Genomic DNA, 14,265 nt, shown 5'->3' with positions numbered 1-14,265 from the left:
TCGTGGCGGGTCGCGCGGTTCCTCGCATCAGGCGGTCGGGGCCAGGATCAGCAAGGGCGTGCCCGGTTCCACCTGGGCGCCCGGCTTGGTGAGGAGCTGGTGGACGCGGGCCGACCTGGTCGCGCGCACCGGGGCCTCCATCTTCATCGCCTCCAGGGACACGAGCAGGGTTCCCGGCTCCACGGTGTCGCCCTCGGCCACGTTCACCTGCCAGACGCTCGCGGCGAACTCGGCCTCCACGACCGTGCCGCCCGGCGGAATCGCGAGGTCGTCGGCGGGTGGTGCGGGCTCGCTCGCCGCCTCGGCGCGGGCGAACTCGCCGGCCGCCTCCCACGCGTCGCGCTCCGCCGAGAACGCGGCGCCCTGCGTGGCCCGGAACTCCGCGATCGAGTCCGCCTCGCGCGCCAGGAACGCCTCGTGGTCGCGCAGCGAGAAGGTGCCCTCCTCGATGCGCGGCACGAAGCGGCCCGACGTGATGTCCGCGCGGAGTTCGAGCAGTTCCTCGGGCGACACCGGGTACCACTTGATCCGGTCGAAGAAGCGCAGCAGCCACGGCGCCCCCGGCTCGAACGCCCCGCGCTGCTGCCACCCCGACCAGACCTGCGTCGTACGCCCCACGAACTGGTAGCCGCCGGGGCCCTCCATCCCGTAGACGCAGAGGTACGCGCCGCCGATGCCGACGGAGTTCTCGGCGGTCCAGGTGCGGGCCGGGTTGTACTTGGTCGTCACCAGGCGGTGGCGCGGGTCGAGCGGGGTGGCCACCGGCGCGCCCAGGTAGACGTCGCCGAGGCCGAGGACCAGGTACTCGGCGTCGAAGACCGTGGCGTACACGGCGTCGACCGAGGTGAGACCGTTGACGCGGCGGATGAACTCGATGTTCCACGGGCACCACGGCGCGTCGTCGCGCACCCCCGCCATGTAGCGGGCGATGGCCTCGCGGGTCGCCGGGTCGTCCCAGGAGAGCGGCAGGTGGACCGTGCGGGACGGCACCGTCAGCTCGTCCGTCGGTGGGAGCTCGGACGCTATGTCCCGTACCTGGCGCAGGAGTTCGGGCTGGGGCAGGACGGCGGGGTCGACCTTGATCTGGAGCGAGCGGATGCCGGGCGTCAGATCCCGTACGCCGGTGAGCGCCGCGTCCGACACCGCCTCCATCAGCGCGTGCACCCGCATCCGCAGCGCCAGGTCGAGCTGCATCGGGCCGAACTCGACGAGCAGGTTGTCGTCGCCGCTGCGCCGGTACGTGATGTCGCCGTCGCGGGCCAGGACACCGCCGTCGACGACGGCCGGGCGGGCCGCGCCGTCCGCCGTGACCGGCGCGAAGCGGACCGTGTCGCCGGGGCGCAGCTGGCCCAGCTTCCAGCGCTCGGCGGAGGCGACCGTCGCCGGGCAGACGAAACCGCCGAGCGAGGGGCCGTCCGGGCCGAGCAGCACCGGCATGTCACCGGTGTAGTCGACCGCGCCGACCGAGTACGGGGTGTCGTGGATGTTGGAGGGGTGCAGGCCCGCCTCGCCGCCGTCGGTTCGGGACCAGCGGGGCTTGGGGCCGACCAGGCGGACACCGGTGCGGGCCGAGTTGAAGTGGACCTTCCAGTCGGCCGCGTAGAACGCGTGGATGTCGTCCTCGGTGAAGAACTCCGGTGCGGCGTGCGGGCCTTCGAGCACGCCGACCGTCCACGAGGAGGTGAACGCGGGGCGCTCGGCCGGCGGGACGGCCGGCCCCTCGGTCGAGGAGCCGCCGTGCAGGACGTCGCCCGTGCGCAGGGTCCGGCCGCCGTGACCGCCGAAGCCGCCGAGCGTGAACGTCGCGGCGCTGCCCAGGAACGGCGGCACGTCGAGCCCGCCGCCCGCGACCAGGACGTACGTGCGCAGGCCGTGCCCGGTCGGGGCGCCGACGGCGAGGACGCCGCCCGCCGGGACGGTCACCGGCTCCCACAGCGGCACCGGCCTGCCGTCGACCGTGACCGGCGCCGGGGCGCCCGTCACACACACCGTGGTCGGGTGCGTGAACCTCAACTCCGGCCCCTGGAGGGTGCATTCGAGACCCGGCGCTCCCTCGTCGTTGCCGAGCGCGCGGTTGCCGAGCCGGAAGGAGAGGTCGTCCATCGGACCGCAGGGCGGGACCCCCACCTGCCAGTGCCCGATCCGCCCCGGCCAGTCCTGCACCGTGGTGAGCGTGCCGCCCGCGACCACCTCGATGCGCGGCGTCGGGTCGGTGACCCGGGCCAGCGTCGCCGTCGAGTGGGTGCCCGCGGTGAACTCCGGGTCGGCGAGGGCCGTGCGGACGAGCCCCAGGTTCGTCTCGATGCCGTCGACGCGGGCGCGGGCCAGCGCGTCGTCCAGGCGGGCGAGGGCGTGCGCGCGGTCGGTGCCGTACGCGACGACCTTCGCCAGCATCGGGTCGTACGCGGTGGAGACCTCGGTCCCCGTCTCGATCCAGCCGTCCACGCGCACGCCCGCGGGGAACTCCACCCGCGTCAGCAGACCGGCGCTCGGCCGGTGGTCACGGCTCGGGTCCTCCGCGTAGATCCGCGCCTCGACGGCGTGGCCGCGCGGCGCCCCCGGATCGCGGACGACGTCCGACTCGCCCCGGGCCAGGCGCAGCATCCACGCGACGAGGTCGACGCCGTAGATCTCCTCGGTGACCGGATGCTCCACCTGGAGGCGGGTGTTGACCTCCAGGAAGTACGCCTCCTCGCGAGCGGCGTCGTAGACGAACTCGACGGTCCCCGCGGAGCGGTAGTCGACGCTCGCGCACAAGTCCCGTGCCGCGGTGGCGAGGTGTGCGCGTACGTGGTCGGGGATGCCGGGCGCCGGGGCCTCCTCCACCACCTTCTGGTTGCGGCGCTGCAAGGAGCAGTCGCGGTCGCCGAACGTGACGACCCGGCCCGCGCCGTCGCCGAAGACCTGCACCTCGACGTGGCGGGCGTTCTCGACGAGCCGTTCCAGGAACACGCCCGCCGACGAGAAGGACGCCGCCGCCACGCGCTGCACCCGCTCCCACGCGTCCCGCAGCTCGTCCGGGGTGCGGCAGGCCGACATGCCGATGCCGCCCCCGCCGCCGGTGGCCTTGAGCATGACCGGGTAGCCGATCGTGGCGGCCGCGTCGAGCGCCGAGTCCACGTCGGGCAGCAGGCCCGTGCCGGGCGCGAGCGGCACCCCGGCCGCCTCGGCCGCCGCGCGGGCGGTGTGCTTGGCCCCGAACAGTTCCAGTTGGTCCGGGGTCGGGCCGACGAACACGATGCCCGCGTCGGCGCAGCGGCGGGCGAACCCGGCGTCCTCGGACAGGAATCCGTAGCCCGGGTGGATCGCCCCGGCCCCCGTGTCCTTCGCCGCCCGCAGGATCAGGTCCGCGTCGAGATACGACTCCTTGGCGGGCGCGGGACCGAGCCGGACCGCCTCGTCGGCGAGCCGGACGTGCGGCGCCCCGCGGTCCGGGTCGGAGAAGACGGCGACCGTGCGCAGCCCCGCCTCGCGCGCGCTGCGGATGATCCGGGCCGCGATCTCGCCCCGGTTGGCGACGAGCAGCGTGTCGAAGGTCATGCGGCCCTGCCTTCGTGAGTGGCGTGCGCGGCGGTGATCGTCATCTCGACCGGCGTCGGCTCGAAGCCGTTGCACGGGTTGTTGATCTGCGGGCAGTTGGAGACGAGGACGAGGACGTCGCGCTCCGCGCGCAGCGTCACCTTCAGGCCGGGCGCCGACAGGCCGTCGACGATGCCGAGCGTGCCGTCCTCCTCCACGGGGACGTTCATGTACCAGTTGATGTTCGAGACGAGATCGCGCTTGTCGAGCCCCCAACGGGCGCCCTCGGCGAGGAAGTTGTCGACGCAGGCGTGCTGCGACCAGGTGTGGTGGCCGTAGCGCAGCGTGTTGGACTCCTTGGAGCAGGCGCCGCCGACCGTGTCGTGGCGGCCCACGTCGTCGGCGACGACCGTCATCAGCGGGGTGTGCTCGTTGCTCAGCAGCACGCTGCCCGTGGTCAGGAAGATGCCGCCCTGCGCGTGGATCGTGTCGGGCGCGCTGTAGCGCACGGTCGTGTCCGCGGCGTCGTACACGAGGAAGTCCACGGCCTGATTGCCGTGCAGATCGGTGAGGGTGAGGGTCTCGCCGGCCCGCACGACGGACGACCAGGCGGCGCGTGCGGCGACGGTGAACGTGGCGGGCGTGGCCGGGACGGCCGGTGCGGCGGGCGGGGCCGATGCGGTCGACGTGGTCACTGGATCCCCCTGGAGGCGAGAAAGTCGGCGGTGTTCTGGAAGGCGCGGCGGCCCTCGGGCGTGGCGTCCCAGAGCGGGTCCTTCGCGCCGGTCGGCGCCGCCCGCCACGCCAGCACCTCCAAGGGGCCGCAGACGTAGGCGTCTTGGGGGTCGGACGGGTGCGGCGCGTTCGCGATCAGCACCGTCACGTCCTGCTCGGCGCGGAGGGTCACGCTCGCCCCCGGACCCGCCGGTCCGAGGAACCGCACGTCTCCGTCCTCGCTGATCCGCACGCCCTGGAAGAAGGAGAGGGAGGGCGGCAGGTCGCGCGGCGTCAGACCGTTCTTGGCGGCGGCCAGCTTGAACAGCTCCCGCCCGGCCGGCGACGGCGACTCGGCGGTCCCGGCCCCGTACCGTCGCACGTTCCGTACGAGGGTGGAGGTGCCGCACAGCGCGTCGTGCCGGCCGCCCGTCGTGTCGGCCACGATCGAGGCGAGGACCCGGCCCTGGTCGGACAGGAGCAGGCGGTTCTCGCCGAGGTGGGCGTTCCACTGCACCTTCACGGTGTCGGCCACGTTCAGCCGCTCCCACGGGCGCCCGTCGACGAAGAGGAGCAGGTGCGCGCAGGCGGAGCCGGTGAGGTCGGTGAGGCGCAGTTCGGTGCCGCGGGCCAGGACGCGGTGCGTGTAGTTGCCGCCCGCGACGGTCTCCGCCCACACCAAGTGACCTGCCTCGCACGGGGGTTCGGCCCAGTCGCGGGCCGGGACCACCGGCATGGCGTCGGCGCGGGTGCCCGCTTGGGCGCGGGCGTGGTCGCGGGCTCCGTAGGTGGTCGCTGTCGCCATGGCGGGACCTTCCGGCTCGGCGGTCGGGGGACGTGCGCGACGGTTTCTGTCGCTCGACAGAAATTAGGGAGCCGCGACTACTGCCGCGTTGCCCGGTCATTGCGTGCCCGTTACCGAGTCCTCACCGCGCCGTGTGTGCGGGCGGATGTGCAACGATCGACCGTATGAGCACATCGGGAGCGCGTCGCGTCGGACGCCCGCGGGCCGCGCAGCGGCCGGACAGCGGGCTCGCGCCGCGTGCCGAACTCCTGGAAGCCGCTGCGGAGTTGTTCACCACCAAGGGGTACGCGGCGACCACCACCCGCGCCGTCGCCGAGCGCGCCGGGATGCGGCAGGCGACGATGTACCACTACGTCTCCGGCAAGGAGGAGCTGCTCGCCGACCTCCTGGAGTCGACCGTCACGCCCTCGCTCACCCTCGCCCGCGCGCTGCTCGCCGACGTGGACCGCCCGGCCGAGGGCCGGCTGTGGGAGCTGTGCCGCCGCGACGTCGAGCTGCTGTGCGGCGGCCCGCACAACCTGGGCGGCCTCTATCTGCTGCCCGAGGTGCGCAGCGAGCGGTTCGCCGGATTCCACGCCGTACGGGCCGAACTCAAGGACGCGTACCGGCAGTTGATCGCCGACACCGGCGCCGGTTCCACCCTCGCCAAGGGTGAACTCTCGCTCCGCACCGATCTGTTGTTCGGTCTGATCGAAGGTGTCATTCTCGTCCACCGCTCCGACCCGGAACGCTCCGTGGCGGTCTTCGCCGCCGCCACGGCCGACGCCGCGCTGCGCATCGCCGGCTGCTGACACCCGCTCACCTGGCTCGACACCCCTTCGGGGCCGCGGTGTTCGGACGCCCGGACGCCATCACTCCATGTGTGCGAATCGACGCTGAGCGTGTAAATGGGAGCGAGTGTATTCCTGTCGCGGGGGTTATTTCAGGGCCTTACTGAATATGACTCGGCGATGATCCGGCCGGACTAAGCTCGCCCGCAGCGCACCGAGTTGAGATGTATTCGGGCGCTTGTTCCCCTGCGTGCCGATGGTTCGCATTGATCCCCGGAACGAAACATGGCGAGCCGTCGCAAACTTCCCCGACCCGATCGTTCAGAGGGCATACATGGTGAGTGTTCAATCGCCTCCCGGTGGCCGAGACGTCCCCTACACACGCGTGCTGTTGCTCCCCGCGATGGTCATGGCCGCCGCCACCGGAGCGGCCGTCGCCACCGTCACGCAGCCGGCCCGCCTCGCCGTCGCCCTGTGCGGCGCCCTCGGCACGCTCCTGGTCGTCGCCGTCGCCGCCGAGGCGGTCCGGCGCGGCCGCATCATCAGGGGCCAGCGCGCGCACTACGCGCACCACGTCGCCGACCTCGAGAGCCGCATCGCCGGCCAGGAGCAGCGGACACTGCGCGTCGCCAAGGAACTCGTCCCGCACGCCGTGTACCGGGTGCGGGCCGGCGAGAGCCCCAAGGACGCCGTCCAGTACGCCTGCGACTCCGACCCCGCCTTCCGTGACGTCACCGCGGGCGAGCGCGAACTGATGCGCCGCTGCCTCAAGGAGGTCGACCGGTCGGCCGCCGAGAACGACGCCGCCCAGCGCGCGTTCGTCTCCGTCGCCCGCCGCGTCCAGGCCATCGTGCACAAGCAGGCCCAGGAACTGCGCGAGATGGAGGAGGACCACGGCCGCAACCCGGAGGTCTTCGACGACCTCCTGCGCATCGACCACGGCACCGCCCTGATCGGCCGCCTCGCCGACTCCGTCACCGTCCTCGGCGGCGCCCGCCCCGGCCGCCAGTGGCCGCGGCCCGTCAAGCTCTACAGCGTGCTGCGCGGCGCCATGTCGCGCATCCTCGAATACCCGCGCATCGACCTGCACGCCATCTGCGACACGGCCATCAAGGGCATCTACGTCGAGCCCCTGATCCACGCCTGCGCCGAACTCCTCGACAACGCGACCCGCTACTCGCCCCCGTCTACCCGGGTGCACGTCACCGCCGTCGAGGTGCAGACCGGCATCGCCATCGAGATCGAGGACGGCGGCGTCAGCCTCGGCGAGGAGGCCCAGGCCAAGGTCGAGCGGATGCTGGACAAGGCCAAGGCCGGCGTCGACCTCAACGACCTCGGCGAGAACCCGCGCCTCGGCCTCGCGATCGTCGGCCGGCTCTGCTCCGTCTACAACATGCAGATCTCGCTGCGCCAGTCCGCTTACGGCGGCGTCCGCGCCGTCCTCGTCGTACCGCGCGAGATGATGAGCACGGAGCCCGCCCCCGGCCTCGCCCACGGCATCGGCGCCACTGCGGTGCCCCGCGTCGACCACAACGGCGTACCGATCAAGGAAGAGCCGCGCCTGAAGAAGACGCGGCGCCCCACCACGGGCCCGCGCCCCTCCGCGCCGCTCGTCGCCATGGAGGACGACGTCCCGGTGGTCACCGAATGGCGGGCCAACGGGCTGCCCCAGCGCCGCAGGAAGTTCGACACGAAGATCATCGAGGACCAGATCATCGTGACGCCCCGCCACCCCGACCTCAGCGTGCCGCCGCCCGCCGCGCCGCCCGCGCCGGGACCGGCCGCGGAGCCGGAGCACGCGAAGCCGGCCCAGCCCGAGCCCGGCCTGTGGGTCGAGGCGTTCATGAACGGGCTGAAGCCGGACGCCCCGGACGGCGGCGGCGCGCAGAAGCCGCACGACGACGCGTACAACCAGCAGGTCGACGAGGGAGACCGCCAGTGATCCAGCAACGCGCCAATTTCGACTGGATGCTCAAGGAGCTCGCCGAGTGCGTGCCCAATGTGCATCAGGTGGTGGTGCTGTCCTCGGACGGTCTGCGCATCGCCCGCTACGGAGGTGATCCGGACGCGGCGGACCGGATCGCCGCCGCCTGCGCGGGACTTCAGTCGCTGGCGTCCGCCGTCGCGACCGAGATCCCGGACAGCGACGGCACCATGAACATGGTCATCATCGAGGTCAACGGGGGCTTCTTCTATCTGATGGCCGCGGGCAAGGGCGCGTATCTGGCGGTCCTCGCGGACCAGTTCGTGGACGCCGGACTCGTCAGCCACCAGATGCGCGATCTCGTCATCCGGATCGGAGCCCATCTGACGAGCCCGCCGCGACGCAACGGCCAGACCGTATGAGTCCCCGTCCCCCCGAACCACCGTTCCGGGAACCGCCCCCGCAGCGCGAGCGGCGGGGCCCGCAGGACGGAAAGGCGATCGACCCCGAGCGCCTGTACGTCATCACGGGCGGCACCGAGGGCGCGGACCGCGCGACGCTCGATCTGGTCACCCTGATCGTGGCGCGCGCGGACCCGCCCCGCTCGGCGACCCCCGAACAGGTCGCCGTCTTACGGATGTGCCACACGCCCCTGTCCACGGCCGAGATCTCGGCCTATCTGAGCCTGCCGTTCAGCGTGGTCACCGTGCTGCTCGGCGAACTCCTCGCGGCCGAACTGGTCCAGGCGCGCGCACCGGTGATCCGGGGTGCGACCGCCGACCGTTCCCTCCTCGAAGCGGTGATGCATGGACTACAGAAGCTCTGACGCGACCGGCGCCGCCGACCTGGTGGTCGGCAGCGTGCACATCCCGGGACCGCGCGCCGAGGACCGGATGCCGGAGACGGTCACCTCGGCCGTGAAGATCGTCATCGTCGGCGGATTCGGCGTCGGCAAGACGACGATGGTGGGGTCCGTCAGCGAGATCCGCCCGCTCACCACCGAAGAGACCATGACGCAGGCGGGCATCGGCGTCGACGACAACTACGGCTCGGAGACGAAGACCGCCACGACCGTGGCCATGGACTTCGGCCGGATCGGGATCACCGACGAACTCGTCCTCTACCTCTTCGGGACGCCCGGCCAGGAGCGCTTCTGGTTCCTGTGGAACGGCCTGTTCGAGGGGGCGCTGGGCGCCGTCGTGCTCATCGACACCCGCCGCCTGGAGGTCAGCTTCGACGTGATCGGACGTCTGGAGGAGCGCGGCGTGCCGTTCGTCATCGCCAACAACGCGTTCCCGGACGGCCCGCGCTATCCCGCCGAGGAGCTGCGCAAGGCCCTCGATCTGGACCAGCACGTCCCGATCATCGAGTGCGACGCCCGCCGCAGGGCCTCCAGCCGCGACGTCCTGATGACCCTGATGCGCTATCTGCACGAGATGGCCCTGCATCAGGGCTGACCGGCACCTCCCGACTCCCACCCCTCAGTTGACTGTTGACCACACGACCGGAGCGATCACCGTGACGCCTCCCTCCCAGCCCTCCCAGTCACCGACCGGATTCGACTCCTTCGGGGACCCCTCGGCCGCCCCGCCGCCCGGCTGCCCCGCGCACGCCCTCGGCCCGGACGGACTGCGCCGGCTCTACGGGCCCGAGGCCGACGAGGACCTCGCGGCCGTCTACGAGAAACTCCGCGCCGAACACGGCGCCGTCGCCCCGGTGCTGATCCACGACGACGTCCGCATGTGGGCGGTGCTCGGCCACAGCGAGAACCTCCAGATGGTGCGCGGCACGTCCCAGTTCAACCGCGACGCCCGCAACTGGACCGCCCTGAAGAACGGCACCGTCAAGCCCACGCACCCGCTCGCCCCGGTGTTCGGCTGGCAGCCCATCTGCTCGATGGCCGAGGGCGCCGAGCACCTGCGGCTGCGCGGCGCGGTCACCGCCGCCGTCGAGACGATCCAGCACCGCGCCCTGCGCCGCAGCATCAACAAGGCCACCCAGGAGATCATCAACCGGTTCTCCGAGCGCGGCACCTGCGAGGTCGTCAGCGAGTTCGCCGAGCACCTGCCGATGATGGTGATGCTGGACGTGCTCGGCGCGCCCGAGGCGTACAGCGAGCGCTTCGTGCAGGCCGCACGCGACATGCTCAAGGGCACCGAGACGGCCATCGCCAGCAACGAGTTCATCATGAGCATCCTGATGGACCTCGCCGTGCGGCGCCGGGCCGACCCCATCGAGGACGACTTCACCAGCGGCCTCATCGCCGACGCGGCCGGACTCACGGACGACGAGGTCGGCCAGCACCTGCGGCTCATCCTCATCGCCGCGTACGAGGCCACGGCCAACCTCATCGCCAACGTGCTGCGGGTCGTCCTCACCGACCCCCGCTTCCGCGCCCAGCTCAACGGCGGGCAGATGACGGTGCCCGAGGCCGTCGAGCAGTCGCTGTGGGACGAGCCGCCGTTCAGCGCCATGGTCGGCTACTTCGCCAAGGTCGACACCGAGCTCGGCGGGCAGTACATCCGCGCGGGCGACGGCCTGATCTTCGGCATCCAGCCGGGCAACGTGGACCCGGCGGTGCGGCCCGACCCGACCGCGCACATGATGGGCAACCGCTCGCACCTCGCGTTCGGTGGCGGCCCGCACGAGTGCCCCGGTCAGGACATCGGGCGCGCCATCGCCGACATCGGCGTCGACGCGTTCCTGATGCGGCTGCCCGACGCCGAACTCTCCGTTCCGGAGAGCGAGTTGAAGTGGCGCTCGACGATCCTCTCGCGCCATCTGGTGGCCCTGCCGGTGGAGTTCACCCCGCGTGCGCAGCAGGACGTCGTCACCAAGCCGGGCACGGTCCCGGCGCAGCAGCGCACGGACTGGCAGGTATCGACGCCCCCACCGGCCCAGGCACAGGCCATGCCCGCACCGGCGGCACCGGCACCGCCCCCGGCCGCCCCGGCGCCCGAGAGGCCGCACCGCAAACTCGGCGCCTGGCAGCGCTTCCTGCGCTGGTGGCGCGGCTACTGATCCCAGCTGTCGTACGACTCCCAGGCCTCAAGGGCGCGTCCGCTGGTGAACCGGTGCTCGATCCCGGTCACCGGATCCCTGAACTCCAGCGTGCGTGCCAGGAGTTGGAGGGGCCTGCGGAAGTCGTCCGGGGCGACCGGCTCGGCGATCCGCGGATAGAGCGGATCGCCGAGGATCGGCAGGCCGAGGCTGTTCATGTGGACGCGCAGCTGATGGGTGCGGCCGGTGTGCGGCGTGAGCGCGTACAGCCCCCACGGGCCGCGGCGCGCGGCCAGTCGGACATGGCTCTCGGCGTTGACCTCGCCGCCCGGGATCTCCTGGGCGGTGAGCACCCCGCGCTCCTTCTCGATCCGGCTGCGCACGGTGACGGGCAGCGCGACGCCGGGGTCGTACGCGGCGACCGCCTCGTACTCCTTGCGGACGAGCCGGTCCCGGAACAGGGTCTGGTACCGGCCGCGCTCCTCCGGTCGTACGACGAACAGGACGAGCCCCGCGGTCAGCCGGTCGAGCCGGTGCGCGGGGCCGATCGAGGGGATGCCGGTCTCCCGCCGCAGCCGCGCCAGCAGGGTCTGCGCGACATGGCTGCCGCGCGGTGTCGTCGCCAGGAAGTGCGGCTTGTCCGCGACGACGATGTGCTCGTCGCGGTAGACGAGGTCGACGCCGAACGGCACGGGCGTCTCGGGCGCGAGGTCCCGGTGGAACCAGACGTGCCCGCCGGGTTCGTACGGGGTGTCGGCGGTGACGGCGGACCCGTCCGCCCGCACGATCCGGCCCGCGCCGATCATCGCGTCGATCACCCCGTCGCCCGCCGCCAGCCGCCCCACGAGGTGGTCCCGTACGGTCCGCCACTCCCCGTCGACCGGCAGCCGCACCCGCACGGGGTCGACCCCGTCGCGCTGGGGGAGCGGGGAGGGCGGGGTGCGGGGGGAGCGGCGGGTCACCGGGCAAGGGTACGAGGGAAGAGGGGCTTCCTTACGCGGTGGCCACCGCGGCCCGCGCCCGGCCGCGCTGCCTCCGGGTCCAGCGGAACGCGGCACCCGCGCCCACCGCCGCGCCCAGGAACAGGACCGTGAACCACTGGAAGTACCAGTGCCCGCCCGTCGGGTCGTACACCGCGGCCCGGGGCCACGCCAGGTTGACGGTCATGAAGAGGCCGTAGAGCAGGGCGAGGGCGTTGACCGGCAGGCCCCAGCGGCCCAGGGAGAAGAGGGGGCGGCCCGTCTCGTCGGTGCCGTCCGTGGCGGCGCCCCGGTAGTGGCCGCGCAGCCTGCGCACCAGCATCGGGCCGGTCACCATCGCGTACGCCAGGTACAGCAGCACGATGCAGGTCGTGCCGATGGCGAGGAAGGCGTCCGGTGACGCGAAGTTCAGCAGGAGCAGGGCCGCCGCGAAGACACCGACCACCAGGGCCGGGCCCGTCGGCATGCCGGTGCGCGGGCTGACCCGGGACAGGGCGCGGGAACAGGGCAGCACCCCGTCGCGGGCCATCGAGAAGAGCATCCGGCACGCCGCCGTCTGGATGGCGAGCGTCGCCACGGCGATGGCGATCACCACGTCGGCGAGCAGGACCCGGCCGACGCCGTCGCCGAGGCTGCTGGTGAGGACGTAGCTCAGGCCGCCCGAGGCGAGGCCGCCGTCGGTGAGGCTGGGCGCCGCGAGGAGGCCGCCGAGCACGAGCAGCCCGCCGAGCAGGCCCGCGGCGCCGAGCGCGGTGAGGATCGTCCGGGGCGAGGTGCGGCGCGGCTGGTGCGTCTCCTCGCTCATCTCGCCGGCGCTGTCGAAGCCGATCAGGACGTACGCGGCGGTGAGCGAGCCGGTCAACAGCGCGGCGAGGAGGCCCGATTGACCGGCCGTGCCCAGATGGAAGGTGATGCCGGGGGACCGTTCGGAGTGGGTGAGCAGCAGCACCACGATGAGCACCGCGCCGATGATCTCGGCGCTCACGCCGACCCGGTTGATCAGGGACATCACGCGGTTGTCGACGACGTTCACCAGTGTGGTGAGCGCCAGCAGGACCACACCGAGGACCGCCGCGTTCGCCGCGCCCGTCGCCGACGTGGGCGAGGGGTCGCCGCCGACGAACTGGAACCCCGACCACAGCGGCGGCATCACCATCTGGAGCGCGAGCGCGGCCGCCGCCACGACCACGATCTGTCCGATCACCATGATCCAGCCCGCGAACCAGCCGAAGGACGGCGTGGAGAGCCGGGACGACCACTGGTAGATCGCGCCCGAGATCGGGTAGCGCGCGGCGAGTTCGGCGAAGCACGCGGCGACGAGCAACTGCCCGACGAGCACGGCCGGCCAGGTCCAGAAGAAGACCGGGCCGCCGAACGCGTAGCCGACGGCGAAGAACTGGAAGACGGTCGTCAGGACCGAGATGAAGGAGAAGCCCGCGGCGAACGACGCGTACCGGCCGAGGCTGCGGTGCAGCTCCTGGCGGTAGCCGAACTCGGTGAGCGAGGCGTCGTCGGGCAGGGACCGGGACGGGTGGTCGTCGGAGGGGGCGAGGGTGGTCACGGGCGCAGCACCTGCCTGGAATCGTGATTCCTGTCGGGCGACAGAAATTAGGGGCGCGCTGTTTCGCCGGGATGACATGACCGTGTCGACGTCGCACCCAAGTGCTCACCCGGCAGGGGAGGGCCGCGCTGATTCGCGATGCATCGCGTATTGACCGTCCCGGACGCTCGCGATATGTTCGGTCACGAGTATTCGTAGACGAGTCAGTGAGTGGCGGCGAGGTGGTTCCGATGGCGACGAAGCGGCGCAGGCTCTCCAATCCGCTCGCGCTCGCCGTGATGGTGCTGCTCATGGAGAAGTCCATGCACCCGTACGAGATCGCGCAGACGCTGCGTCGGCGCGGCAAGGACACCACCACGAAGATCAACTACGGCTCGCTCTACACGGTCGTGCAGAACCTGGAGAAGCACGGATTCGTCGAGGTCGCGGGCGTGCAGCGGCAGGGCAACCGCCCGGAGCGCACCCTGTACGGGATCACCGACGCGGGGCGCGAGGAGGCCGCCGAGTGGCTCTCCGACCTGCTGGCCGTCCCGGCCACCGAGTACCCGATCTTCGAGACCGCGCTGTCGCTGATGGGGGTGCTGCACCCCGACGAGGTGACGCGTCTCCTGGAGGAGCGGCTCGCGAGCCTCGACGTCCAGGTGGCGAGCGCGCGCGGCGGGCTCGCCAAGCTGTACGAGACGCTGCCGCGGATCTTCCTCGTGGAGACCGAGTACCAGCTGCACCTGCTCCAGGCCCAGGCCGAGTGGATCCGGTCCTTCCTCGCGGAGGTCCGGAGCGGCTCGCTGGACGGCGTCGCGCAGTGGCGCTCGTTCCACGAGACCGGTGAAGTCCCGCCGGAGTTCCAGGACTTGGAGGGGCCGCCCACGGACAGCTGACACCGCACGACCGATGCGGAAACAGACCCCGGCGGAGCTGTTGCAGCAGCCCCGCCAGGGTCTCGAACCCCGGACCGACCCACCGTGGAGCGGGCCGGGCCACCGAGGTGCGGC

Annotated in this window: 12 protein-coding genes; 7 read left to right on the top strand and 5 right to left on the bottom strand. The window is 72.2% G+C overall.

Going from position 1 to position 14,265, the window contains the following annotated elements:
• Window positions 1-27 precede the first annotated feature (27 nt).
• The 3 genes from V2W30_RS07560 to V2W30_RS07550 are packed head-to-tail and all read right to left on the bottom strand — an operon-like array spanning window position 28 to window position 5,038.
• On the bottom strand, window positions 28-3,540 hold the full coding sequence (locus V2W30_RS07560; RefSeq protein ID WP_338694674.1) for a 5-oxoprolinase/urea amidolyase family protein: 3,513 nt from the start codon (window positions 3,538-3,540) through the stop codon (window positions 28-30).
• A complete protein-coding gene (locus V2W30_RS07555; protein ID WP_338694672.1) occupies window positions 3,537-4,214 on the bottom strand; it encodes an urea amidolyase associated protein UAAP2 in 678 nt (225 codons plus the stop codon). The genes V2W30_RS07560 and V2W30_RS07555 overlap by 4 nt, the downstream gene beginning before the upstream one ends.
• Window positions 4,211-5,038, bottom strand: coding sequence for an urea amidolyase associated protein UAAP1 (locus V2W30_RS07550; RefSeq protein WP_338694670.1), 828 nt, complete (start codon window positions 5,036-5,038; stop codon window positions 4,211-4,213). Before V2W30_RS07550 ends, V2W30_RS07555 begins: the two co-directional genes overlap by 4 nt.
• A 164-nt stretch (window positions 5,039-5,202) precedes the next feature.
• On the opposite strand from V2W30_RS07550, the gene V2W30_RS07545 reads away from it, so the two are divergent.
• The 6 genes from V2W30_RS07545 (at window position 5,203) to V2W30_RS07520 (ending at window position 10,753) form a co-directional block, all read left to right on the top strand.
• A complete protein-coding gene (locus V2W30_RS07545; protein WP_338694669.1) occupies window positions 5,203-5,829 on the top strand; it encodes a TetR/AcrR family transcriptional regulator in 627 nt (208 codons plus the stop codon).
• 313 nt (window positions 5,830-6,142) lie between these two features.
• Window positions 6,143-7,750, top strand: coding sequence for a sensor histidine kinase (locus V2W30_RS07540; protein WP_338694667.1), 1,608 nt, complete (start codon window positions 6,143-6,145; stop codon window positions 7,748-7,750).
• Window positions 7,747-8,154 (top strand): roadblock/LC7 domain-containing protein, encoded by a 408-nt coding sequence (locus V2W30_RS07535; RefSeq protein ID WP_338694666.1) that lies wholly within the window; start codon window positions 7,747-7,749, stop codon window positions 8,152-8,154. Before V2W30_RS07540 ends, V2W30_RS07535 begins: the two co-directional genes overlap by 4 nt.
• Window positions 8,151-8,558 carry a DUF742 domain-containing protein gene (locus V2W30_RS07530; protein WP_338694665.1) on the top strand — a complete coding sequence of 136 codons (408 nt, stop codon included), beginning with the start codon at window positions 8,151-8,153 and terminating at the stop codon, window positions 8,556-8,558. The genes V2W30_RS07535 and V2W30_RS07530 overlap by 4 nt, the downstream gene beginning before the upstream one ends.
• Window positions 8,539-9,189, top strand: a complete 651-nt coding sequence (locus V2W30_RS07525; RefSeq protein WP_425244500.1) for a GTP-binding protein — start codon at window positions 8,539-8,541, stop codon at window positions 9,187-9,189. The genes V2W30_RS07530 and V2W30_RS07525 overlap by 20 nt, the downstream gene beginning before the upstream one ends.
• Window positions 9,190-9,250: 61 nt before the next feature.
• Window positions 9,251-10,753, top strand: a complete 1,503-nt coding sequence (locus tag V2W30_RS07520) for a cytochrome P450 (protein WP_338694663.1) — start codon at window positions 9,251-9,253, stop codon at window positions 10,751-10,753.
• On the opposite strand, the gene V2W30_RS07515 is transcribed toward V2W30_RS07520, so the two are convergent.
• Both V2W30_RS07515 and V2W30_RS07510 read right to left on the bottom strand, forming a co-directional pair.
• Window positions 10,747-11,694, bottom strand: coding sequence for an RluA family pseudouridine synthase (locus V2W30_RS07515; protein WP_338694662.1), 948 nt, complete (start codon window positions 11,692-11,694; stop codon window positions 10,747-10,749). The two genes, V2W30_RS07520 and V2W30_RS07515, sit on opposite strands and share 7 nt — an antisense overlap.
• Window positions 11,695-11,725: 31 nt before the next feature.
• Window positions 11,726-13,273, bottom strand: coding sequence for an amino acid permease (locus tag V2W30_RS07510; RefSeq protein WP_338694660.1), 1,548 nt, complete (start codon window positions 13,271-13,273; stop codon window positions 11,726-11,728).
• Window positions 13,274-13,503: 230 nt separating this feature from the next.
• Between V2W30_RS07510 and V2W30_RS07505 the strand changes: the two genes are divergently transcribed.
• On the top strand, window positions 13,504-14,151 hold the full coding sequence (locus V2W30_RS07505) for a PadR family transcriptional regulator (RefSeq protein ID WP_338694658.1): 648 nt from the start codon (window positions 13,504-13,506) through the stop codon (window positions 14,149-14,151).
• The last annotated feature ends 114 nt before the right edge of the window (window positions 14,152-14,265 follow it).

The sequence above is a fragment of the Streptomyces sp. Q6 genome (assembly GCF_036967205.1).
Lineage (GTDB): Bacteria > Actinomycetota > Actinomycetes > Streptomycetales > Streptomycetaceae > Streptomyces > Streptomyces citrinus.
Note: the sequence above shows the minus strand (reverse complement) of the source record. Positions and strands in the feature narration are given on the sequence as shown.